At 55.2% G+C, this 23,224-nt stretch carries 24 protein-coding genes (1 of these 24 cut by a window edge); 3 read left to right on the top strand and 21 right to left on the bottom strand.

Annotated elements, in window-relative coordinates:
• The 6 genes from GZH47_RS21555 to gatC all read right to left on the bottom strand — a co-directional run.
• On the bottom strand, positions 1 to 893 hold the 5' portion of the coding sequence (locus GZH47_RS21555; protein ID WP_225446155.1) for a glycosyl hydrolase family 18 protein. The gene continues 754 nt to the left of window position 1, outside the view; 893 of the gene's 1,647 nt are visible here — the first part of the coding sequence; the start codon lies at positions 891 to 893; its stop codon lies off the left edge, out of view.
• A gap of 279 nt (positions 894 to 1,172) precedes the next feature.
• The gene (locus GZH47_RS21550) at positions 1,173 to 1,610 is read right to left on the bottom strand and encodes a Fur family transcriptional regulator (RefSeq protein ID WP_162643108.1); all 438 of its coding nucleotides are present in this window, start codon (positions 1,608 to 1,610) and stop codon (positions 1,173 to 1,175) included.
• An 81-nt stretch (positions 1,611 to 1,691) separates the two neighbouring features.
• A complete protein-coding gene (locus GZH47_RS21545; protein ID WP_162643107.1) occupies positions 1,692 to 3,659 on the bottom strand; it encodes a DUF4097 family beta strand repeat-containing protein in 1,968 nt (655 codons plus the stop codon).
• 110 nt (positions 3,660 to 3,769) lie between these two features.
• Positions 3,770 to 5,212 (bottom strand): Asp-tRNA(Asn)/Glu-tRNA(Gln) amidotransferase subunit GatB, encoded by a 1,443-nt coding sequence (gene gatB, locus GZH47_RS21540; RefSeq protein WP_162643106.1) that lies wholly within the window; start codon positions 5,210 to 5,212, stop codon positions 3,770 to 3,772.
• A gap of 30 nt (positions 5,213 to 5,242) precedes the next feature.
• The gene (gene gatA, locus GZH47_RS21535; RefSeq protein WP_162643105.1) at positions 5,243 to 6,700 is read right to left on the bottom strand and encodes an Asp-tRNA(Asn)/Glu-tRNA(Gln) amidotransferase subunit GatA; all 1,458 of its coding nucleotides are present in this window, start codon (positions 6,698 to 6,700) and stop codon (positions 5,243 to 5,245) included.
• A 35-nt stretch (positions 6,701 to 6,735) separates the two neighbouring features.
• Positions 6,736 to 7,023, bottom strand: coding sequence for an Asp-tRNA(Asn)/Glu-tRNA(Gln) amidotransferase subunit GatC (gatC, locus tag GZH47_RS21530; protein WP_162643104.1), 288 nt, complete (start codon positions 7,021 to 7,023; stop codon positions 6,736 to 6,738).
• Positions 7,024 to 7,426: 403 nt separating this feature from the next.
• Here gatC and GZH47_RS21525 point away from each other — a divergent pair, with 403 nt between their 5' ends.
• A complete protein-coding gene (locus GZH47_RS21525) occupies positions 7,427 to 8,284 on the top strand; it encodes a hypothetical protein (RefSeq protein WP_162643102.1) in 858 nt (285 codons plus the stop codon).
• Between the two features lie 116 nt (positions 8,285 to 8,400).
• Here the strand turns inward: GZH47_RS21525 and GZH47_RS21520 are convergent, their stop codons facing one another.
• The 7 genes from GZH47_RS21520 to sigY all read right to left on the bottom strand — a co-directional run bounded on the left by GZH47_RS21520 (position 8,401) and on the right by sigY (position 11,954).
• On the bottom strand, positions 8,401 to 8,781 hold the full coding sequence (locus tag GZH47_RS21520) for an ATPase (protein WP_162643101.1): 381 nt from the start codon (positions 8,779 to 8,781) through the stop codon (positions 8,401 to 8,403).
• Positions 8,782 to 8,875: 94 nt separating this feature from the next.
• Complete coding sequence (locus GZH47_RS21515) at positions 8,876 to 9,649, bottom strand: ABC transporter permease subunit (protein WP_162643100.1); 774 nt, start codon at positions 9,647 to 9,649, stop codon at positions 8,876 to 8,878.
• Positions 9,646 to 10,641, bottom strand: coding sequence for an ABC transporter ATP-binding protein (locus tag GZH47_RS21510; protein WP_225446154.1), 996 nt, complete (start codon positions 10,639 to 10,641; stop codon positions 9,646 to 9,648). Before GZH47_RS21510 ends, GZH47_RS21515 begins: the two co-directional genes overlap by 4 nt.
• Positions 10,638 to 10,841 (bottom strand): PLDc N-terminal domain-containing protein, encoded by a 204-nt coding sequence (locus GZH47_RS21505; protein WP_162643099.1) that lies wholly within the window; start codon positions 10,839 to 10,841, stop codon positions 10,638 to 10,640. The genes GZH47_RS21510 and GZH47_RS21505 overlap by 4 nt, the downstream gene beginning before the upstream one ends.
• Positions 10,842 to 10,853: 12 nt before the next feature.
• Positions 10,854 to 11,078 (bottom strand): transcriptional regulator, encoded by a 225-nt coding sequence (locus tag GZH47_RS21500; protein WP_162643098.1) that lies wholly within the window; start codon positions 11,076 to 11,078, stop codon positions 10,854 to 10,856.
• Positions 11,075 to 11,416 carry a DUF5345 family protein gene (locus GZH47_RS21495; RefSeq protein WP_162643097.1) on the bottom strand — a complete coding sequence of 114 codons (342 nt, stop codon included), beginning with the start codon at positions 11,414 to 11,416 and terminating at the stop codon, positions 11,075 to 11,077. The genes GZH47_RS21500 and GZH47_RS21495 overlap by 4 nt, the downstream gene beginning before the upstream one ends.
• A complete protein-coding gene (gene sigY, locus GZH47_RS21490; RefSeq protein WP_162643096.1) occupies positions 11,397 to 11,954 on the bottom strand; it encodes an RNA polymerase sigma factor SigY in 558 nt (185 codons plus the stop codon). The genes GZH47_RS21495 and sigY overlap by 20 nt, the downstream gene beginning before the upstream one ends.
• A gap of 231 nt (positions 11,955 to 12,185) precedes the next feature.
• Here sigY and GZH47_RS21485 point away from each other — a divergent pair, with 231 nt between their 5' ends.
• Entirely contained in the window at positions 12,186 to 12,638 is a 453-nt protein-coding gene (locus GZH47_RS21485) for a DinB family protein (RefSeq protein WP_192043652.1), read from the top strand.
• A 135-nt stretch (positions 12,639 to 12,773) separates the two neighbouring features.
• On the opposite strand, the gene GZH47_RS21480 is transcribed toward GZH47_RS21485, so the two are convergent.
• From GZH47_RS21480 to GZH47_RS21450, 7 genes are all read right to left on the bottom strand, one after another.
• A complete protein-coding gene (locus GZH47_RS21480; protein WP_162643094.1) occupies positions 12,774 to 13,547 on the bottom strand; it encodes an SDR family oxidoreductase in 774 nt (257 codons plus the stop codon).
• 29 nt (positions 13,548 to 13,576) lie between these two features.
• A complete protein-coding gene (locus tag GZH47_RS21475; protein WP_225446153.1) occupies positions 13,577 to 14,509 on the bottom strand; it encodes an AraC family transcriptional regulator in 933 nt (310 codons plus the stop codon).
• A gap of 33 nt (positions 14,510 to 14,542) precedes the next feature.
• Positions 14,543 to 15,628, bottom strand: a complete 1,086-nt coding sequence (locus GZH47_RS21470) for a Gfo/Idh/MocA family protein (protein WP_162643093.1) — start codon at positions 15,626 to 15,628, stop codon at positions 14,543 to 14,545.
• Entirely contained in the window at positions 15,628 to 16,773 is a 1,146-nt protein-coding gene (locus tag GZH47_RS21465; RefSeq protein ID WP_162643092.1) for a Gfo/Idh/MocA family protein, read from the bottom strand. The genes GZH47_RS21470 and GZH47_RS21465 overlap by 1 nt, the downstream gene beginning before the upstream one ends.
• On the bottom strand, positions 16,770 to 17,642 hold the full coding sequence (locus GZH47_RS21460) for a sugar phosphate isomerase/epimerase family protein (protein WP_162645359.1): 873 nt from the start codon (positions 17,640 to 17,642) through the stop codon (positions 16,770 to 16,772). Before GZH47_RS21460 ends, GZH47_RS21465 begins: the two co-directional genes overlap by 4 nt.
• A 14-nt stretch (positions 17,643 to 17,656) precedes the next feature.
• Complete coding sequence (uxuA, locus tag GZH47_RS21455) at positions 17,657 to 18,703, bottom strand: mannonate dehydratase (RefSeq protein WP_162643091.1); 1,047 nt, start codon at positions 18,701 to 18,703, stop codon at positions 17,657 to 17,659.
• Between the two features lie 328 nt (positions 18,704 to 19,031).
• Entirely contained in the window at positions 19,032 to 20,264 is a 1,233-nt protein-coding gene (locus GZH47_RS21450) for a M24 family metallopeptidase (RefSeq protein WP_162645358.1), read from the bottom strand.
• Between the two features lie 206 nt (positions 20,265 to 20,470).
• Between GZH47_RS21450 and uraA the strand changes: the two genes are divergently transcribed.
• Entirely contained in the window at positions 20,471 to 21,787 is a 1,317-nt protein-coding gene (gene uraA / locus GZH47_RS21445) for a uracil permease (RefSeq protein ID WP_162643090.1), read from the top strand.
• Positions 21,788 to 21,849: 62 nt separating this feature from the next.
• On the opposite strand, the gene GZH47_RS21440 is transcribed toward uraA, so the two are convergent.
• The gene (locus tag GZH47_RS21440; protein WP_162643089.1) at positions 21,850 to 23,130 is read right to left on the bottom strand and encodes an MFS transporter; all 1,281 of its coding nucleotides are present in this window, start codon (positions 23,128 to 23,130) and stop codon (positions 21,850 to 21,852) included.
• Between the last annotated feature and the right edge of the window lie 94 nt (positions 23,131 to 23,224).

Here is a 23,224-nt window from a genome sequence, read left to right as displayed (position 1 = left end):
TCGAAACTGTTGCTGAATACCGCCCAAATCTGCATATTTTGCTTATGCGCCCAATTGACGTAGTTCATGTCGGCTTTACCTTTGATGCTGCCATTGCCGTCCGTCAGCTCGAACCAGGTAGGCGACACGACATTGACGCCAGTTAACTCCCCGATCGCATCCGGACTTGGCGTTTTCGAGTATACGGCTTCCCAGGTTAAATTGATTTTGGTCCCGATTGCCTTCCATGCCTGGTATGAAGGCACGTCCTGCAAAGGCTTGATTTGCTCGATGTTGGTCAAGGCGACAGAAGACTTGTCCGCATAACCAAGCGTACCATCGGCGCTTTGGACCAAATACCATTTGTCCTCTTCACCCCATACACGGACTTCCTTCTTCTCCGCGACGCTTTCGTAAATCGGCTCCTTAATCGAAGGACCGCGACGAATCGTCATTTTCCCCTTCGACTTCGCCCCTAATTGGACCGCATCGCCAGCCGAGAGAACCGTAACAATATTAGTGTCGGCATTGTAGCTTACTTGCAGGCCAAACAACTCCTGAAGCGGCTGCGTCGGAATATAGGCAACCTTATTCACGACTTCGGCAGCAATCCGAAGCTGGTAAGGTGATTTGTTCAGCTTTGCGGTCAAGGCATTCGTCTGCATGCGAAGCACTTTGTTAGCCGTCGTCAGCACGATGGAACCTGTCTTGCTCTCGTAATAAACTTCTTCTTTCAATCCCAGCTGATCCTGAATAAACGAGATCGGAATACGGATTTGCTCCCCGTCGATCAGGGCGCCTTGCTCAATAACTTGTCCATGGTATAGCAGAGGATGCTCTGCTCCGTAATCGGGCTTGACGATCGTATTGTTAGGCGCGAGCCGATCCCAGCCGAGCCAAATGACTATGAGCATCGCGGAAACCCCGCATCCTGCAACGAGCCACTTCAACCATCCACCGCTTCGTCGTTTAGGCCGATATCGAACCGTTTCCACGTTGTAAAACGCTCCTTTCATATAGACATGCTATTCCCGAAAACCGGAAAACATGCAAGACAAGATGAACCGAAAACCGCTCTCGCCGGTTTCAGCAGGTTTAGGAAATCGATTTTGCCCAAAATAAAAACGCGCCTGATGTCGAGCTTGCTCAACCCCTGCGCGTTCGTTCGATTTCATAATCGGTATCGGACTTGATTAGTTGGCCCTATGCCGCGATGCGCAGCCCGCGCACTGTCCATAGATCTCCATGCGGTGACCTTCCACCTTGAACCCGGTCTCCTTAGTAGCCGCGGCCTCAACATCCGTCAAAGGCGGATAATCGAAGTCGACGATCGTGCGGCAAGTACGGCAAATCGCGTGATAATGCTCGGATAAATCGGCATCGAACCTGCTGGAATCGTCCCCGTAAGTCAGTTCCCGAATCAGTCCCGCTTCGACAAACAGCCGCAGGTTATTGTATATGGTGGCCACGCTCATGCTTGGAAACGCAGGCGAGAGCGATTTATAAATTTCGTCCGCAGTCGGATGAGTCATGGAGTGCATGAGAAAACTTAAGATTGCGTGACGCTGCGGGGTCATACGGACGCCGGTACTTTTCAATTGCTCCAAAGCTTGTTCCACGGTCGCACCCATGCCCTACACGTCCTTTCTGCATTAGTTTAGAACCATTGTACGTGGATCGTTTTCAATTTGTCAATAAAACCGGGAATCATTTCATGGTTTGTGACGATTTACCTCGATGCTGCTATTCGCGTCAATGTTGATACGATAGGTGCCCGAACCGATGGTTCCGCGAATCGTTTTCTTATTGATCGTGAGGGGCAAATCGCTCGCTACATCACCGAATGTAACGGACCCATTGACGGAATAATTGCCCATTTCGGGAATTTGGACATGGATTTCACCGATCGAGCTGTTAATGTCCCAGTCGCCGCCTACGGTGCTGCTCGAAATTTGAATATCTCCGTTCAGCGTATCGGCCCTTACCGTGCTCTGCGCTTCATTGATTCCGATCTGCCCGTTCTTCGTATCCGTGTCCACATCGCCGGTCACGCGCTGCAAGTCAATGTTGCCGCTTAGCGTCGATCCGTCAAATCCTCCGGTAATATCTGCCGCCTTGATGTCGCCGTTATAGGTATCCAGTGTTACATTGCCTTCCAACTCCGTCGCAGCAATACTGCCATTCTTCGTCTCCGCGTCAACAGGACCGTACATATGATGAACGGTTATTTCTCCCGATGTCACTTTAATGGTCAAACCGCCGGTAAGTCTAAGATCCGCCGCTTCGACAGAGCCATTAACCGTACCGATACGAAGCTCGTTCTTAGGAGAATCTACTTTATTAGACGTGCTTCCCTGGTCTGAGGTTGCAGCATTCGCGCCATCGGTATTACCGGTGCCGTTCGATCCATTGGTGCTGTTGTTGCTGTTGGTGCCATCGGTGCCGGCTGCGCCGTTCGTGCCATTCCCCGCATCTTCCGCTGCAAGATTCGTTGCACTTGTATTATGAGATGCAGCGGTATCGTTGTCGACGACTGGCGGTTGGGCTTTCGTTACGAACGGAGAGTCCGCCGGAATAGTGACTATCATATTCATACGCGGCTTTCGTTCCCCGTTAGTACCATACGGATGACCTTGCGCCTTAATTTCAAGTTTCCCTCCGCCGTTCACTTCGACTGTCGACTTCTCGGCCGTATCGTCCGCTTCGTCCTTATCCGAAGAGTCGACCCACATTACCGTTTCCACGACAACGCCGTCCACATCGCCCTTCTTGACCGTCACGTTTCCGTTCGTATTGTCAATTGTGATCGCGGTCGTTTCCGGAAGCAGCGGCTGGTGGATCGCATCCTTCACATAGCGAAAGCCTTTCTCCTCGCCGAACCCGCTCGTTCCGGTCAAATTCACTTTAAACTCATCCAGCCACCGAAAAGGCATGGCGGCGTACTGGGTGACCGCAAACGCCGTGATCGTTATGACAGCGGCTAGCAAAGCACCGCCGATATCAAAGGAAAGGCGCCTTGACGACTTCCGATAGGCCATGCTCGAGATGACGATCTCGATGCCAAGCAGCACGAACGCCGCAGGCCACCACTGACCGAGCAGCCCGATATCGTTTCGTCCTTGCATTTGATCCCATAAAAGCAGCGCGCCTACCGCTACGAGTACGGCTGCCACCGTGTACCGTCCCATTTTGACCACGGCATTCTTCCTCCTTAACACGATCAAGAGCGCAAGCATACAGAGCAGCAGTCCGGGCGCGTAGGTTCCAAACGCCTCGATCAGAGGCGAAAAATCCAACGACGTCTGCACGAGAACCAATAAGACGCAGCTCAATCCTACGGCGGCTATGCCTTGCAGAATCACAGTCAGTCCCGCGCCATGCCCATCTTGATCCGCTTCCGGATGCTGCCCTTCCCGGCGAAGCTTGGCAGCCAATTGAAGCGTTCCGAACACGCTGTAAAACCAAAAACAAGGCACGCCCAAACCAAGAAATATAATGAACAACGCAAACTGGCCGCCGCTTTCATCGGCCAGACGTATGATAGCCGCGATATCGGTCAGCGTTCCAAGAAGGAGCAGCAGCCCTGCCGCGGCTCTGCCGAGCAGCAAATGCCCGCCGCCGGGAATCAGGAAGGCGATCAAGGGCGCTAGGAATGTTTTGACTCGTGATGTTTCGCGCATGGGCACCATCCAATCCTACACAGTCTTCTATCCATATTGTAACATATTCAGCACGCACGAAAGAGGCATGTCCGCGCGTGACGGACATGCCTCTTCGATAGCCTACGAAATTATTGATTGAGGCGAGCGAGCAGCAGCTTGTTGACCAGCGCCGGATTCGCTTTGCCTTTCGTTTCTTTCATGACTTGGCCGACAAGGAAGCCGATCGCTTTCTCTTTGCCTGCTTTGAAATCCTCGACAGACTGCGGGTTTGCGCTTACGATCCGGTCAACGACTTCGGCAATCGCGCCTTCGTCGCTGATTTGGACAAGCCCCTGCTCTTCGACGATTTGCTGCGGACGCTTGCCCGTTTCCAGCATTTCTTTGAAGACCGTCTTCGCGATCTTGCTGCTGATGATGCCTTTCTCCATGAGACCGATCATCTCGCCGAGCCCTTGACCCGTAAGTTTGATGTCTTCCAGCTCCAGACTCCCCGCGTTGAGGTAGCCCAGAAGATCGCCCATGATCCAGTTCGATACCGCTTTAGCATCGTTCGTGTATTGCAGGCTCTCTTCGAAGAAATCCGCCAGCTTCTTGGACGCCGTGATCACTTCCGCATCATAGGAGGGCAGACCGAATTCAGCCGTATAACGGGCTTTACGGGCATCCGGCAGCTCTGGAATGGACGCAAGGACACGCGCTTTCCACTCGTCGTCGATATGGATTTGAACAAGATCCGGGTCCGGGAAGTAGCGGTAATCATGTGCTTCTTCCTTGCTCCGCATCGAGAATGTCTTGCCTTGGGTCTCATCCCAGCGACGCGTTTCCTGCACGACTTTGCCCCCGCTGTCGAGGACGTCGGCTTGGCGCATCTCTTCGTACTCCAAGCCGCGCTGAACGCCGCGGAAGGAGTTCATGTTCTTGAGCTCGGCGCGAGTGCCGAACTGCTCTTGGCCGTAAGGCCGGATACTGATGTTGGCGTCGCAGCGGAGCGAGCCTTCTTCCATCTTCACATCCGAGACGTCGCAGTAGAGCATGATCGCTTTCAGCTTCTCCAGATAGGCCTTCGCCTCTTCCGGCGTACGGATATCCGGCTCCGATACGATCTCGATAAGCGGCGTACCGACGCGGTTGAAATCGACGAGGGAACCGAAGCCGCCGTCTATATGCGTCAGTTTGCCCGCATCCTCCTCCAAGTGGAGGCGCGTGATGCCGATGCGTTTCGTTTGGCCGTTCACTTCGATGTCGATCCAGCCGTGCTCGCCGACCGGTTTATCGAATTGAGAAATTTGATACGCTTTTGGCGAATCGGGGTAGAAATAATTCTTCCGGTCGAACTTGCTGATGTCCGCGATCTGGCAGTTGAGCGCCATCGCGGCTTTCATCGCATATTCGATCGCCTGGCGGTTCAATACCGGCAGAACGCCGGGGTGTCCGAGACAGACCGGACATGTATGAGAGTTCGGCGGCGCGCCGAAGGACGTGGAGCAGCCGCAGAAGATTTTACTCTTCGTATGCAGCTCTACGTGGACCTCCAGGCCGACGACCGTTTCGTATTTGTTCGGTTCAAACATGGTTTCGCCCTCCTGCTTCCTAGCCGTCCGCTACAGTTGCGGACGTTGTTTGTGATGCTCAGTATGCTGTTCGTACGCATGCGCGGCGCGAAGCACCGTACGCTCGTCGAATGCTTTGCCGATGATTTGCAAACCGACCGGCAGCCCGTTCGCGAAACCGCACGGCACGCTGATTGCAGGAACGCCTGCCAAGCTGACCGGGATCGTGCAGATATCGTTCAAATACATCGTCAGCGGGTCGCCGACCTGCTCGCCGATCGGGAATGCCGCCGTTGGCGCCGTCGGTCCGATGATGAGATCGAAATTCTGGAACACGTTGTCAAAGTCCTGTTTGATCAGCGTGCGCACTTTCTGAGCTTTCAAATAATAGGCGTCGTAATAGCCGGAGCTGAGCGCGTACGTGCCGAGCATGATACGGCGCTTCACTTCTTGGCCGAAGCCTTGGCTGCGCGACTTGCGGTACAAGTCAAGCAGGTTATCCGGATTCTCCGCGCGAACGCCATAGCGAACGCCATCGAAACGGGCCAGGTTGGAGGACGCTTCCGACGAAGCGAGCAGGTAGTAGGTCGCGACCGCATATTCCGTATGCGGCAGGGACACTTCCTCCCACGTAGCTCCGAGGCTCTCGAATTGCTTAAGCGCGGCAAGAACCGCTTCTTTCACTTGCGGATCGATGCCTTGTCCCAAATATTCCTTCGGAACGCCGATTCGGAGTCCCTTCACGTCGCCGTTCAGCGCGCTGACGTAATCCGGAATTTCGACGTTCGCCGAAGTGGAGTCGTTCTGGTCGTAGCCGGCGATCGCTTGCAGCACATAAGCCGAGTCCTCGACGTTCTTCGTCAGCGGACCGATCTGGTCGAGCGACGAAGCGAATGCCACGAGGCCGAAACGCGATACGAGGCCGTAGGTTGGCTTCAACCCGACGATGCCGCAATATGCAGCCGGCTGGCGGATAGAGCCGCCGGTATCGGAGCCAAGCGCGAAATACACTTGTCCTGCCGCGACGGAAGCCGCCGAGCCGCCGCTCGAACCGCCCGGAACATAATCCGTGTTCCACGGATTGCGCGTCGGGTGAAAGCTCGAGTTCTCGTTGGAGCCGCCCATGGCGAACTCGTCCATGTTCAGCTTGCCGATCGTGACCGATTGCGCGGCCTTCAGCTTCTTCGTGACCGTTGCGTCATAGATTGGGTCGTAGTTGCGCAGAAACTGGCTTGCGCAAGTCGTGAGCAAACCTTCGGTGACGATATTATCCTTGATGCCGGCAGGCAGGCCGAAAAGCAAACCTTGCTCGCTGCCGTCAGCCAGCGCTTTGTCCAGCTCGGCGGCCGCGGTGCGAGCGCCTTCTTCATTCAAGGTCAAGAACGCTTGGATGGAAGCGTCCGTCGCGGCGATACGCGAGAAAGAAGCGTCCACCAGATCAGCGACCGACAACTCTTTCTTTCTCAATTGATTATGTACTTCCTGAAGGCGTAAATCGAAAAGTGCCAACAGCCGTTCCTCCCTTCATTTCCTTGCAAGCGAATTTATTCCAGCACGGCCGGCACTTTAAACTGGCCGTCTTCATCTTCGGGCGCATTGCGCAGCGCGGTCTCGTTCGTAACGGACTCGCGAATAACGTCATCCCGCATGACATTGTACACCGGCAGCACGTGGCTGGTCGGTTCCACATCATCGGTTTGCAGCTCGTTCAGCTTCTCCGCGTATTTCAAGATCGCGTTCAACTGTCCGGCGAATTGTTCCTTCTCTTGCTCGGAAAGCTCCAGCCGGGCCAGATTGGCCACATGCTCAACATCTTTAATCGTGATGCTCATCGTCTCATGTCCCGTCCTTTCCATCGATAATGCACACATTCTACCTATTATAACGCAAGGCTGGAATTAAACTCAATGCAAATGCATCGGCTCTCGCAGGAGTGCGTTATGATTGTCGGAATGCAGGAAGACTGCAGCCCGATCGACGTCCGTTTACCGCTCGAAGCGCGAGCACGAAAAACCTGCCGGCGGAAGCCGGCAGAATCGGAAGATGCAAATGTAATTCAAGTGCGGATCATCGGAAGGAAAGAAGGATTCCAGAACAAGGTCTCTAATATGAAGCCAAACTTCATTTGAAGCTAATGGAACGCTTACGCCAATTTAAGCTTGTTTTAAGGTTGGCTGACCATACTGGGAACTGTAACCAGCTTTACCCACTACAATTATTTTGGAGGGAATACGAATGAAGATGAACAAAACGATGAAATCCTTGACGATCGCGGCGGCACTCGCCGTCATGATTCCACTGAGCGCATACGCGGCTACGGATACTACAACCACGACGGATTCAAGCGCTTCGAGCAGTGCGGCCGCGACGCAGAAAGATACGACGCAGGCACCGAAATTCAAGCAAGGCGGCTTCCGCGGCGGCGCTGTCAGCCAGGAAGTGCTGGACCTGCTTAAGCTGGACGCGAAAACGCTGCAAGAGAAGCTTGCCGCAGGCAAAACGCTCGCGCAAATCGCGGACGAGCAAGGCGTTACCCGGGATGCGCTGAAAGCTGCCATGACGACGGCCTTCGACAAGCAGCAAGCGGAACAAAAACAAAAGTTCACCGATAATCTCGACAAAACGTTGGACGGGCAGATGAAATTCGATCAAGGCAAAGGCATGGCAGGCCATAAAGGATTCGAAGGCCGCGGCGGCGGAATCGGCTTCGGTAAATTGGATCTGACCGCGTCCGCCAAACTGTTTGGTTTGAGCGCAGATGAGTTGAAGAAAGAGCTGGCCGCGGGCAAATCGCTGGCGGACGTCGCCAAAGAGAAAGGCGTTGACGTTCAAACGCTCATCGATGCGCAAAAACAAACGATCGTGGACAGCCTGAACGCTGCTGTAACGGCAGGTAAAATGACGCAGGAGCAGGCGGATAAAGCGATCGCGAACGCTGCCGGCATCGCCGAGAAAATCGTCAACGGCACGCAGCCCAAAGCCGGCGAACGCGGCGGCGCGAAAATGAAGCACCGCGCTGCAGAGAGTGACCAAACGGGATCTACTTCCGATTCCTCGGCCGCTGCGTCTGCAGGGGAAACCAGCGGCGCATAAGTCTAGAAGTCTTGCTTCAATGAGTAAAAAAGCCTCCATCCCGAGTCGGGCTGGAGGCTTTCTATTATGCCGCGCTATAGGCCGGCTATCGGACTGCATCCATCATTACGGATGGATTAAATCCACGCTTTCAATCGTACTTGACGCATGAAATCTTCTTTGGACTGCGGCTCGTTGCCGCTGTTGTCCTCTTCTTCCGGTTCCTGATCCCCGTTCATGATCCGATGGAACAGCTCTGCATTATGCGTAGCCAGCGCGAAATCGATCAGCGCTTCCCGCTCCAGCTTGTCGACTTCCAGCTTGATGAGCACTTCTTCAAGCTCGATATCGGCCGCCGGCACGTAGAAGTTCCGGTTCGCCTTCGGCACGCGAATCACGTAATCGAACGCATTGTCGGCATTCCGGTCGTACGCAATAATATAGCCATACTCCCCGATCGGGAGGCTTTGTTCAAACTTATCGGACATGATTATGATGCGTTGTCCTAATTTATACATTTTGTCAGCTCCTGTCACCCAATAGCCGTTACTCTATGAATCTATCCTACTAAAAAACGAGCTGGAAGTCCAATAGAGCGAAGCGGCGATTCGCCTAGAGCGCAGGGCGTTTGCGGAGGGCGAAGGCTGCCGTTTCGAGAGCCGCTGCCAAAACGCAAAATGTGACGATAACCGACAGCCAGCTTTTGCTAGAATCCGTATCGAGATACTGTGCCGCTGCCAGTTTGGGCAGCATGCCCGGGCTTGCGCCAAGCGCATCCGGCAAGAGCGATCCCAATACTGCAAGCAAGGCAAGCAGTCCAAGCGAGCATGCCGCTGCGGCCGCACCGCTGCGCAGAAGAGCGCTGAAGCATAGCGTAAGCGCACCTGCAAGCACGAGCCACAACCAATAGAATAGAAACGCGGCCAAGCTTCCTCTCCATTCGGGCGTGCCGATCAACACGCTCGTATAATAATAAGCCGCGCCGAAGCCGGCGGCGAACGCAATGCCGATCAGCGTGATCTGTGACGCCAGCTTTGCTGCGACGTAGCCTCGAAAGGCGATCGGTTTTACGAGAATCATGGCCGTTATGCCCCCGTTCCTTTCAGCGGAAATGCCGTTCATTGACGACAGAGCGATGATCAACAGCCCAATTGTATTGAACTGCTGCAGCGTCTGCGCCATCATTTCGCCCGCGGTCGGCATGGGGATGGAGATGACTGCCCCTTCCGGCAAATTCCCCGCATGCGCAAGAATATCAGGCATAAAGTACGTCGTGACCGGCTGCATGGCGCCGAGCAGCAGGAATACCAGCGGCACCCAGATCAGTTTATAGGTCCGAACGAGCTCCAGCCATTCTTTGCGGTACAATACCATCCACTTCCTCACCGCGCATGCACCGCCTTCAAAAAGATATCCTCCAGCGAGGCATGTCCGACTTCAAGCTTCGTGATCGGCATGGGGATCGCCAGCAACTGCTGCAATATATAGGTCTTGGCTTCTTCTGCTTGCAGGACTTGAAGCTTGGCGGAGAATTCGCCCGGCTGCAGAACGGCGGATGTGATGGATGGATGGGAAAGCCGGTTCAGCCAATCAGCCAGCCGTTTACGTGCAGGGCCGTTATCCTCGACTTCCACCGTGATGATCGGCGTACGATGAATGCCGCGAATCTCGCTGACGGCTCCGCTGACCGAAACTCGTCCTTGCTGCAAAATAATCACATCGTCGCAAAGCTCCTCTGCATCGTGAAGCACATGCGTCGAGAAAAGGATCGTCATCTCCCTTTTCAATTCGCGGAGCAGCTCCATCACCTCGCGTCTGCCTACAGGATCGAGCGCCGAGACCGGCTCGTCCAGTATGAGCAGCTTGGGACGGTGAATAAGTGCCTGCGCTAGGCCTAGCCGCTGTTTCATGCCGCCGGAATAACCCCCGATTCTTCTCTTGCCTGCAGCGGCTCCAAGACCTACGCGATCCAACAGCTCCTTGCATTGCGATGCTGATTCGCGGGCTGATAATCCGCACAGACTACCAGCAAAGCGGAGAAACTCGCTGCCGCTCATCCAGTCGTAGAAAGCCGGAATTTGCGGCAAATATCCGATAAGGGAACGCGGATCTGCTCCTGGCGCCAGGCTTTGAAAGCTTACGCTGCCCGATGTGGGGGCGAGGAGGCCGGTCAGAATGCGGAGCAGCGTCGTTTTGCCGGCTCCGTTCGGACCGAGCAGCGCCGTGCACCGGCCTTCGAACAACTTCAAGTCGATCTGGTCTAGCGAGCGGACAGAACCGAAATTTTTCGATACGGCGCTTATTGCAACCATTGCTTTTGCCCCGGCGAAGGGCAGTTGGCCTGCGGAAGTCATCCCTTCGTTCGCTCCCTTGCTCACGAGGATTTCCGCCCCGCCACGAAGAACACGATGGACCCGATGAGATTAAAAACGATGATGATCAAGATCCACAGCCACTTGGGACCGCGTGTACGCTCCGCCCGGACGCAAGCGACGATCGCCGTAATCATAAGTACGAGCTCCACGATGCCCAGCGGAACTAGGATGGAGACAAGCTGCGAGGTTGAAAGTTGATCCATGATATAAGCCTCCTAATCAATGTTGGAATTCCCGCCGCCGCGTTTGTTCTTCACGCGCTTCGGCATACGGACGATTAACCAGTAGAACAACAACGGGATCGGGAATTGCACAAGTCCCCAAATGCCCCAAAACCACGGATATCGACTATGCTTGCGCGCATCCGAGAACAACCAGTTGGCCTGGCACAACAGGATGACGACGACGGCAATGACCAGCGCAATTTCCGATCCTGTCATCTGTGGCTCCTCCTTGATTTGCTTGTTCGAATGAAGCCGAAGACCAGGAAGACGCCGCCGCCCGCGAACACGGCAGCCTGCAGGACAGCGAACATAAGCAGGCTGCTCTGCCAGAGCAGCAGCATGCCGCACAATACGATCGCGCTAATGAACCAGAACGCATAACGCTCGAGCCGCTGCCGACGGCGCCGTTCTTCCCTGCCTTCACGCACGAGCCTCGCGAAAGCTTCCTCATTCATAGGCGGCGGCACAATCGCTTCATCCCACATCTCCACCTGCCCGCCCAGCAGTTCCTGGAACATCTGCTCCTGACCGGCATCATCCTCGCGTTTTTTCATCGCCCTTCAGCTCCTTCCTCAGCTTGGTCAGCCCGTTGTGCAGTCTGGATTTTACCGTTCCGACGGGAATGTCCATCCAAGCGGCGATTTCCTCGTACGCGTAGCCATAATAATATTTCAGCAAAATCGGAACGCGCATGTCGTAGGACAGCCCGCCAAGCGCATCCAGCGCGTCCGGCCAATCCTGCTGCTGCAGCGCGGCTTGAAACCGTATCCCCTGCAGCGCCTGCTCTTCCGACTGCCATCGGCGCGATCGCTGCTCCTTGCGCATTTCATCGATGTACCGCCTGGTTGCAATGGAGATGAGCCATGTTGAAAACTTGCTCTTGTGCTGAAAGCTTCCGATTCGCTCGATCGCCCGCAGCATCGTGTCCTGCACGAGATCCTCCGCCATGGGTTTGTTCATCGTAACTTTGAGCATATATTTGTAAAGCATGCCGTAGCTGCTGCGAAGCAGTCCCGCCAGCGCTTCGTCGTCCCCGCGAACGGCTCGCGCAATTTGTTGTTCGTCTTCCGTTAGCGGCTCTGCGCTGGACATGCTCCCGCTCCTTTCGGCTCTCAATGCAAGAGGTATTGTTCTCGTTATCGCCTATATGACGATGAGGGATACGCTTTTGTTCACTTGGGAAAAAATAGCTTTGGAAATTATAAAATGTCATTTGATTTATGGGAACAAATGTTCTACTATAGGGTTAGTGGAAAAGAGTGGGAATAACTGGAGGAGTCCGAATGCACAGGATTATTCGAAGGGGGAATTAGAGTGATCAAGATGTTTCAGTATAACTGGATGGTCAGAGAAGAATGGTTTACGTGGTGCGAACAAGTCTCGACCGAAGAATTGCTGCGCACACGAATCGGCGGAGCCGGCTCTATTCTCTATACCTTGTATCATATCGCCGATGTGGAATGCAGTTGGATTCGCAGTATACAAGGAATGCCCGATATTCCGGAAAATTATGCGAGTTGTCGGACGCTCGAGCAAGTAAGAGCCATTTCCGCCGACAGGATAAATGAAACGAAGAAGTTCCTTCATACATGGTCTGACGCGTTCGATACGGAGATTGTAACCGCCTCGTGGATGAAGGACCCGTTTACGAAAGGCGAGATTTTGCGTCACGTCATTGCACATGGAATCCATCATACGGGGCAGTTGTCCATTTGGGCAAGAGAGCTCGGACTTCAACCCGTATCGGCAAATTTTATCGGCAGAGGGTTGTTCTAATCCAGAAGGATGCATACGTACGGCGCATGAAAAAACGGCCGCTCCCGGGCAACGGGAACGAACCGTTTGATTTGGTTCAATTGTTCATTTGTTCATTTCTTTATTAGTAGTTCGCTCGTTTAGTCGGAGCACTTGTTAGATCGTCATGGCGCCGAAGCCGCCGTCTACGCGGATCAGCGAGCCCGTTACAAACCCGGAAGCCGCTTCCGACGCCAGCCAAACGACTGCGCCCTGCAGCTCCTTCGGATCGCCGAACCGTTTCATCGGCGTATGTCCCATGATGCTGGCTACCCGCTCAGGCGACAGGATTGCGCGGTTCTGTTCTGCCGGGAAGAAGCCAGGGATAATGCCGTTCACGCGGATGCCATGCGGGGCAAATTCCCTAGCCAGAAATTGCGTCATGCTGTTGACCGCATGCTTCGACGCCGAATAGGTGAATACACGCGAGAGCGGCGGCCCCGCGGAGACGGAGCTGATCGTAATGATGCTGCCGCCATGGCCGGCTTCGACCATCGATTGGCCGAAAACTTGACAGGCGAGCATCACGCTCTTCGCATTCACGTCCATGATGGTATCCCATTCTTCCTCGGAGATATCGAAGAACGGAGTCGCGCTGTTCGTTCCCGCCGTATGCAGCAGAATATCGCTCCGACCGTTTGGCGACCAGGCATTGATTTCGCCGGCAACGCGCAGAAGATCGGCTTTGGATACAGCGTCCGCTTGAAAAATCGCGGCACGGCCGGTAGCGAGCAAATGCGCCAGCTTCGGCTCGGATTTCTCCGGATTGCGAACGACGAGCGCCGCATGCGCGCCGTGTTCGATGAGCGCCTCGGCCATAACGCTGCCAAGCGTGCTGCCCGCGCCGATCACGACCGCGGTGCGGCCCGTTAAGTCAAATAACGTCGTCATGATATGCTGTCGCCTCCAAGGGCGGCGAATTAAGTCAGGCTCCCGCTTTCGGCTGTCAGCTGCAGCATGCGCCGCCGGTACGATTCCGGGCTTTCGCCCACGGTCGTCTTGAACAACCGGCTGAAGTGCGGCAGCTGGTGGAAGCCGACGGCGCGGCATACGTCAGACACCGATTGCCGCGGTTCCAGCCGAAACATCATTTTGGCCTGATTGATGCGCCGATTATATAAATATTTGAATACGGTCGTTCCCGTAACGTCTTTGAACATATTGGACAGATACGGCTTCGTCAGATGCAGCGCGCCGGCAATGTCATCCAGCGTAATCTCCAGCGCATAATGGTCCTCAAGGTAGGAGATCACGCTTTGTACATGCTGCTCCTTCAGCGAACGGTGTTCCCGGTCGTTAACGGGCGCGACGCACCAGTCCCGAATCAGATGCAGCAGCTCGATGACGCGAATGACGAAACGGTCATAGGACATCCGGACTCCTGCTTCGTTGGTGCGTTTGTACAGCCGGTTCATCTCGGCAAGCAGCATCTCCAACTCTGCCTGATCCGCCGGGCTGAGCGAGATTCGAATGTTGCGCAAATTCTCGAACGGCTTCAGCAGCATCGTCGCCGTATCGGGCTGAAGAATGCGATGCACGTATGCCGGGTCCATATGGATAATCGTGCGAATATACGGCTTCTCCGGCGATGGATTGGGACAATGCAGCGTCATGCCGTGCATAAGGATTAAATCTCCGGGCTGAAGCGTAATCAGCTTGTCACCGATGAGATAATTGCACTCGCCTTCCTGAAAATAATACATTTCATAGAACGCATGCGAATGAAACTGCGCGCCGGGCATGGGTAAATCGTTGCGGTACATGAGTTCAATCGGCTGCTGCCATTGCATCGTGAGCGGCATTTCTGACCCCTCCAAATGGTTGCCCGTATCCGGGCGAGCTATTGAACTCATTGTATCATGCGCTCCCTTCCAAGCCCATAGCGGCTACAGCCGAACCGCTTTATTTTGCGCCGCGATGCAAAGCTCCGCCGCCTTGAATGCATGTGCCTGGGTCATCGCATTCTCCGTACGGTTCAAGCAGTCCAGAATCAGCTCGCCGAAGTACGGGAAGCCGACTTGACCGCCGACAGTCAGGTGATGCTCCCCCTCGTGGTTAACCAGATAGACGTGGTCGCCGCTCCGGTCGCGGCCGATATCGATGTATTTGCGCAGCTCGATGAATCCGTCCGTGCCAAGAATAATCGTCCGTCCGTCACCCCATGTGCCGAGCCCGTTCGGCGTCAGCCAGTCGACGCGGAAATAGTTCGTCGCCCCGTTGTCTCCGATCAGCGTCGCATCCCCGAAGTCCTCCAATTCCGGTACATCGGGATTGTTGTAATTCGCGACTTTGCTGCTTGCGACCGTGGCGTCTTGGCATCCGGCGAAGTACAGGAATTGCTCGATCTGATGGCTGCCGATATCCGTGAGGATGCCGCCGTACTGCTCCTTGCGGAAAAACCAGTCTGGACGCGAAGGCTTGTTCAGTCTGTGCGGGCCGGTCCCGATAACCTGAACGACCCGGCCGATGGCGCCTTCTTGGATCAGGCGGCCGGCATAGATGGCGCTCTCCACATGGAGCCGCTCGCTGTAATAGACCATATATTTGCGTCCCGTCGCTTCGGCAGCCGCGCGGGCGTCCTCCAGCTGCTCCAGCGTCGTGAACGGCGTCTTGTCCGTGAAATAATCTTTGCCGTGCTTCATTACCTTGACGCCAAGCGGACCTCGATCGGACGGAATCGCCGCCGCCGCTACGAGCCTGACTTCGCTGTCTTCCAAAATGACCTCAGGCGAAGAAGCCGGACGCGTCTGCGGATACGACTTCATGAATTGCTCGACTTTAGCGGGATCCGGATCGTAAACCCACTTCAACGTCGCGCCCGCTTCCAGCAATCCGTTCGTCATGCCGTAAATATGGCCGTGGTCCAGGGCCATCGCCGCGAATACGAATTCGCCCGGTCCGCAGACGGGAGCCGGCTTTACGATCGATACTGGCGCGTAGTTCATCCCGTCACCGCGATTAACCGCCGCCATCAGTTCTTGACCTCGGCCGGCTGCGCGCGCTTGAACTTGCTGGATGCGATCCGTTTGTTCAGCTCCGCTTCATGCAGCGCTTCATCAAGCGGCAGCTCGACCCAATCGTCCAGCCATGTGGACAGATGCATCGCATTGGAGAGCGTCAAACCGAAAATGCCTTCTTCGCCCGGAGCGACAAGCGGCGTGCCAAGCAGCACGGCGTCCGTGAAGTTCTGGAGGATGCCTGCATGTTCCGGGCTTGGGCCTGCGGCCGGCAGGTCGATTTTCCATACTTCCGGGGTAGCGAACGGTTCTTTGTTACGCGCGTTGAACGCCGCTTCGTCTTCGCGCAGGCGGTAGAGCGTCATCCGTTCTTCTTCGATCACGATCTTGCCGCGGCTTCCCGATACTTCAAGACGATTCGTGCCCGGAGCGTCGGACGTCGACGTAATGAAAACGGCCGTCGCGCCGTTCGCGTATTCCGCGTATGCCGTCACGTCGTTCTCGACTTCGATGTCGCGATTCTTGCCGAATTGGCAGAAAGCGCGCATGCGCGTCGGCATCATGCCCGTCGTCCACTGCCACAGATCGAGCTGATGCGGACATTGGTTGATCAGCACGCCGCCGCCTTCGCCGCCCCAAGTCGCCCGCCAAGTGCCGGAATCGTAATACGCCTGCGTCCGGTACCAGTTCGTGATGATCCAGTTGATGCGTCTGACCTCGCCGATTTCGCCGGATGCGATCAGCTCGCGCAGCTTCTGATAGAGCGGGTTCATACGCTGGTTGTAGACGATGCCGAATTTCTTGCCGCTCAATGCAGCCGCATCGTTCATCTCCCGGACCTGCTTCGCGTAAACGCCTGCCGGCTTCTCGATCAGCACATGCACGTTCTTGCCGAGCGCTTCGATGGCTTCCGATGGATGGTCGTAATGCGGCGTTGCTACGATAACCGCATCCACGAGGCCGGAATCGATCATCTCTGCCGCGTTCTCGAATACGGCTACTTTGCCGGCGAAGTGCTCCTTCGCCCATTCCCGCTTGCTTTCGAAACCGTCGCACACAGCAGTCAAAACCGCGCCTTTGATCTTGCCGGAAGTGAGGATCGAAGCGTGCCCCGACCCCATGTTGCCAATGCCGATAATGCCGTATCTTACTTGGTTCATTGGATTTCCTCCATCCATATTTTCATTTGATTGGCATACGTTTGAAGCATCGTGCGTGTATCGAATGTGCCGCTGAAATCCTCCACGCCGAACCAGCCGTCATAGCCGACCGCCTTCAAGTCGAGGAGCACCTGCTTCCAAGGCACGACGCCGTTCGCAATCGGCGCCCAGCCGCTGTTCCAGGCCACCGGCTTCAAGTGATCGGCCGTTTCTCCAGGAGACGCAGAATGCCAGCCTGCGTTCTTCACATGTACATGCGCTAAGTATGGTCCCAGCAGTTCCATGCCCATCCGGTAATTCTCGTAGCCTTCGTGCACCATATTGCCTGGATCGTAGAGCACGCCGATCGCGTCCGGATTGAACGGGGACACGAGTCGATGCGCCAAGGATGCGCTTGGCGTGATCGTCACATGATGCGTCTCGACCAATGCCTTGATGCCGTAATCCAAGGCGAGGCGCTCGACCTCTTTCAAATAATCCGTCGCCTGTTGAAAAAGCTCTCCATACGGTCGGCTTCTGTCATAGGACGGCACGCCGACGCGAACCATCGATGCATCTAGGCGTTTGGCAAGGCGCATGACCTGCTCGGTTCCTTCGATGTCGCCGCAGCTCAAGTAAGGCGTCACCGCGATGGACTGCCGGTTATGGCCGATTGCGGCTTGACGGAAGCGGCTGATTTCCTCATCGCCCGCCTTCGGCGAAATCGTGCATTGGTTGTTGCCCCAGAAGGACGGCTGTTCTATCAGCAGTTCAGGCGGCGTCTCCTTGCAGCGCCATTCCAAACCCGCGATGCCTGCGGCAGCGGCCGCTTCGCAAAGCTCGTCAGGCGTCAAATCCGGCGCCGCTACAGTAAATATCGAAAGTTTCAACATACGCTTGTTGTTCAGCTCCTTGTTTTGGAAATCGCTTCCCAGATGCCATTCAAATATGCGGCGCCGAGCGCGCGGTCGAACAGGCCGTAACCCGGACGGCCCTTCTCGCCCCAAATCATTCTTCCGTGGTCGGGACGAAGCGGACCTTCAAAGCCGGTTTCGTACAGCGCTTCAAGCACCCGTGTCATGTCGATCGAGCCGTCCGAGGAGAGATGGGAAGATTCTTGGAACGAACGCGGTCCCGTACGCAAAATGTTCCGCGTATGCGCGAAATGCAATTTGCCTTGCGATCCGAAATGACGAATGATGTCCAGCAAATCGTTGTCCTCGTTAGCGCCGAGCGAGCCCGAGCAGAACGTAATGCCGTTCGCCGGACTGTCGACATGCTCCGTCAGCCGGCGCAGCTGCTCCATATTGCTGACGATGCGCGGCAAACCGAAGATCGGCCAAGGCGGATCGTCGGGATGGATCGCCATGACGACGCCAGCCTCTTCCGCAACGGGAATGATACGCTCCAGGAAATAAGCCAGATTGTCGAACAGCTTCTCTTCCGTTACGTCCGCATAGGCTTCAATCAGTTGTCCCATTTCTTCCTTCGAGTAGCTGGAATCCCAGCCGGGCAAGGACAAGTCGCCTAGCACCGGATCCATGCGGGAAATCGTCTCGTCCTCGAACGTTAATGTCGTCGAGCCGTCCGGCAGTATATGCGCCAAGCTAGAACGCGTCCAGTCGAAGACCGGCATGAAATTGTAGCAAATGACCGGAACGCCGACCGCTCCCAGCCTGCGAATCGTTTGACTGTAATTTTCAATCATTCGATCGCGGGTAGGCTTCCCGAGCTTGATGTCCTCATGGACGGGAACGCTCTCGATCACGGCTATGCGAAGCCCCGCCGTCTCGATCGTTTCCTTCAACGCCAAAATGGATTCCATCGGCCATGCTTCACCGACCGGCACGTCGTACAAAGCCGTTACGATACCGTGCATGCCAGGTATTTGGCGGATATTTTGCAGCGTGACCGGATCGTCTTGACCAAACCACCTGAACGTCATTTTCATATTGCGCGCACCTCTTATATCCAAATTGTAAAGGCTTGCAATTATATTTTCATCTTAATCCAGCCTCATTGTAGCACAGGCCTGTCAGAATAAAGCCGGCTGCGGCAAGGAGATTAACCAGAGTTAAATGAATGGCGTTATTGGTTCGTTTGAATCAAGGCAGTCCCCGTAAAACAAAAGCTGTCCGCAGGATCCCTTAGGTTCCTTTGGACAGCTCTGGGTCGGACTTCGGTCGGCTTCAGATCGGATTTCAGTCGGCTTCCGGGCAACTTCGGACAACTTGTGGAGTTGTCATGCAGCAGTCACGACATACTCATCGTCTCAGCCGCTAAAGCACGATTAGCCCTTCAGACGATTTCGTAAGCTGCCTGCAGCCATCGTCAGTAATGAGATAACTGTTCTCGATGCCGACGACGCCGCTGCCGGGAAAGGTGAATTTGGGCTCGACGGCAAGCACCATTCCCGGTTCTAACGGGTTGCCGAAGCCGCGGGCCAGCACGGGCCATTCATCGACTTCCAACCCGATGCCATGGCCGAGGAACTTAACCTGGCCGGTGCCGAAGCCCATGAAATGGCCAGCGAGTCCCGCTGCTGCGGCATCCTCCAGGGAAGCGGCATAAATCGCATCGCATGCCGTTCCCGGTATCATCAGCTGCTCCGCATGGCGAATAATTCGCTCCGATTGGGCATATGCCGCCGCCAATTCGTCAGACAGACCGCCAATGACCGCGGTGCGCGTCTGATCGATGACGTAGCCGTCGATACAGCAGCCGATATCGATCAAAACCGGCTCGTTGCGCAAAATCGTCTTGCGGCTCGCGCTCTGCGGGGCAGCCGGACCGAGACCCAATCCTCCTGCGGGTCCGTCGAAAGCGCTCGGCATCGCGACGGCTGCGCCGGAACCCAGCATCCCTGTCATGATTTCCATATTGTAGCTGCGGGTCCGCATGAGGCCGATATGTCCGCGGATGCGCATTTCGTATTCGATGCGAGCCATCAGCTCCAGCTCCGATATTCCTTCCTTTAGAATCGGAAGCGCTGCGTCCAATGCCTCTGCCACCACCGTAGCTGCCGCTTCGATTCGGCCAACCTCCCAGGGCGACTTGATCATGCGCACGCTCCGAATAAGCGAGGATCCGTCGATGAGCGAACAGCCCCGCTGCCCGCCTGCCGTGATTTCGGCCAGTTTCGCGAAGGTTGCGGCCGGCAGAACGTCCATCTCGGTCGCTATCTTGATCGGCTTGCCCGCCGCCGCGACATCGCCGCCGAACACGGACGGATGTCCGCCTGCCAGCTGAGCGCGGAAGCCGCGCAGCGAAGACATGGCCTCCACCGCGATCGCCGACTCCTGTTCCGCCCGCTCCAAGCTGCGTCTCACGTAGAAAACCGCTTCGCCCTCGGCAGGGATGAAAGCATATCCTGCCTGCATCGAACCCGTAAAATAATATAAATCCACATGCTGCGTCACGAGAAAACCATCAACGCCTTCTTGTATCAATCGCGATTGCAGCCGCTTCACGCGTGCCGCTATTTCTTCTTGATCAACCTTCCCGATGTCCATGCCGTTCACGTCTTCCCGCTCCTCGCTTCTTCAAGGTCGTTTGCTCCTTTCATTACAACAAATGAAAGGCCGGCGCGTCAACTTGCCTTGCCGCCATACTTGAATGCGGATTGAGAATACACTTGTCAACCAACAATAGTCTATGTAGAATCGATAAAGTTGCGCTCGCATCGAAGATTCGTACAAACATGGAGGATTTGAAACTAATGAAACAACAAGAAATCGGCGTCCTCGACAGGCCGCCTCTCGCGCAAAGCCTCATGCTCAGCATACAGCATTTGTTCGCCATGTTCGGCTCGACGGTGCTCGTCCCCAACCTGCTCGGCGTCGACCCGGCGATATGCCTGCTCATGAACGGAATTGGGACCTTGATTTACTTATTTATCGTGAAAGGAAAAATTCCCGCCTACCTCGGATCAAGCTTTGCCTTCATCGCCCCGGCAGGCGCGGTCATCGGCAACAATACCGTTCATGCGGACGGCTATGCGGCGGCGCTCGGCGGTTTTATCGCTGCCGGGGTCGTATTTACCGTGATCGCCCTCATTATAAATGCTGCCGGGACCGGCTGGATTCATATGCTCTTCCCGCCGGCAGCCATGGGCGCGATCGTGGCCGTAATCGGTCTCGAACTCATTCCCGTCGCGGCCGGAATGGCCGGTTGGATTAAATCCCCCAACGCGGCGGCGGCTGATGTCTGGGTGCCGGATGCGACGACCATTACGATTTCGACCGTGACGCTGCTCATTACCGTACTGGGTTCCGTGCTGTTCCGCGGCTTTATGCGCATCATTCCCATTCTGGTCGGCATCGTCAGCGGCTATCTGCTGGCCTACTTGTTGAATGTCACTTCGTTCGGCGACGTGGCGAAGAGCGGCTGGCTGGAAGCGCCGACCTTCACGATGCCGTCTTTCGAATGGGCCGCGATCCTTACCATCGTACCCGCTTCGCTTGTCGTCGTTGCCGAACATATCGGCCATTTGATCGTCACCGGCAACATCGTGCATAAAGATTTGTCCAAGGACCCCGGCTTGCATCGCTCGATGCTGGGCAACGGCGTGTCCACCATCTTGTCCGGCTTCCTCGGTTCCACGCCGAATACGACGTATGGCGAGAACATCGGCGTCCTAGCGATCACGCGCGTGTACTCGACGTTCGTCATCGGAGGAGCAGCCGTCTTCGCCATTGTGCTATCGTTCATGGGCAAATTCTCGGCGCTCATCTCCGGCATTCCGCAACCCGTAATGGGAGGCGTCTCCCTGCTGCTGTTCGGCGTCATCGCTGCTTCCGGCTTGCGAATGCTCGTGGAATCGAAGATTGATTACAGCAAGCCCACGAACCTGTACTTAACGACAATCGTACTCGTTACCGGCTTGAGCGGCGCGAAAATCACGATCGGCAACTTCTCGTTGTCCGGCATGGCGCTCGCGACGGTTACAGCGATCTTGCTCAGCCTGCTGTTCAAACTATTCGAAATCACGCGGCTGTCCAACGATGCGGAGGCATCGGAGACTTCGGAACATTAATTCTGCATAACAAACGAACAGGCTGTGCGGTGTGTTCCCGCCAGCCTGTTTTTTTTCACACGTTAACCTTCTATCCGGTGAGCCTGTGATCGCTGCCGCTTCGGCAGCAAGATAAGCAAAAAACAAATCGCGCCCAGCACGCGAGTCGAACCGATGATGATCATGCTCGGCGAATAATCTACCCAGCTGTACAAGCGCATCCCGACGATTGGCGCAAATACCGCCGAGACTTGTGACAACGTGGTATATATGGAAATGGCCCGATGCCGCGTCTCTTGGGGAGCAATCTCCAACAGCCGGTTGAATATGGACTGCTGGAAGCCGCCTGTGACAAGACCTCCGAAAAAATCGTACGCATACACATAGGTCATCGACGGTGCATGTGCCCACCCGAAAGGCGATATAGCAAGCATCAACGACGACACGAATACGGTAATGCCGTTTCCTTTGCGGTCGGCTAATCGTGCCCATAAACTGAATGCGACCAGCGAGCCAATCGCGCCCACTACCGTATCGATGCTCATCTGCGTGTTCGTAGCATGAAGAACGTCCGCTTTCAGCTTCGAATAAATCGGCCAAGCCACCATCCATGCGAATGTATAGAGAATCGCGCTACCGCAGAACCAATAGAAAGGCCGGCCTCCTACGCCAGAGAAGAGCTTCCCGACCTTTAACCTTGGAGGAAACGCGCTCGGCAGGCTCGGCACCGCCTTCTCGCTCTCCGCATGAGGCGCAATCGATAGTTCCTCGCTAGGAATTCGCAGCTTGCTGAAGTACCAGGTCTCCGCTAATGAAGCTGCAAAACCTAGTAATATCGCGGCTTGATAACCGATCGGATAAGAGAACTGATCGATGCCCCAGCCTGCCGCCAGCGCGGTCACCATACCGGATATGCCTATCCAGATGTTACGCTGCGCGAACACTTTGTTTCGATAATTCGCGGGAATTATTTCTCCCATGATGGATTGATAGGACACCGCGATAATCGTGTTGGTCGCGCCATAAACGCTAACTAAAGCGATCAAAGCTGCTTTTGCCGATAAATCGAGATACGGTATGAAGAAGAGCAATAAGTAGCAGAATCGGCTCGCTAAGATTAGACCGGAGATGATCCGTTTCTTTTTCTGGAAACGATCCAGAATGAGCGAGGCCGGAAAAGTAAGTAAAATCGTGAGTATCGCGGGAACCGAGGATAGCAGAGCATAATCGTTATTCGTAGCTCCAAGGCGAGCCGCTATGATCGGAATGAAAGGCGTGACGAAATTAAACCCGATGGACCATGCAATGCCGTTATATAGATTATTTTTAATGTTTTGACGCAAAACGCGATGCTCAGCCTTCATCCGATTCACTCCTGTAGGGCGTGCTATAGCATCATTCTAATTCGTAACCCTCGGAATGAATAGAGCCCTTTGCAAAAAGTAAGCTGCGCTGGCA

Origin of the sequence: Paenibacillus rhizovicinus, from assembly GCF_010365285.1 — a bacterium.
GTDB classification, from domain to species: domain Bacteria; phylum Bacillota; class Bacilli; order Paenibacillales; family Paenibacillaceae; genus Paenibacillus_Z; species Paenibacillus_Z rhizovicinus.
The sequence above is the reverse complement of the archived record's forward strand: the minus strand, read 5'-3'. Positions and strand labels throughout refer to the sequence as shown.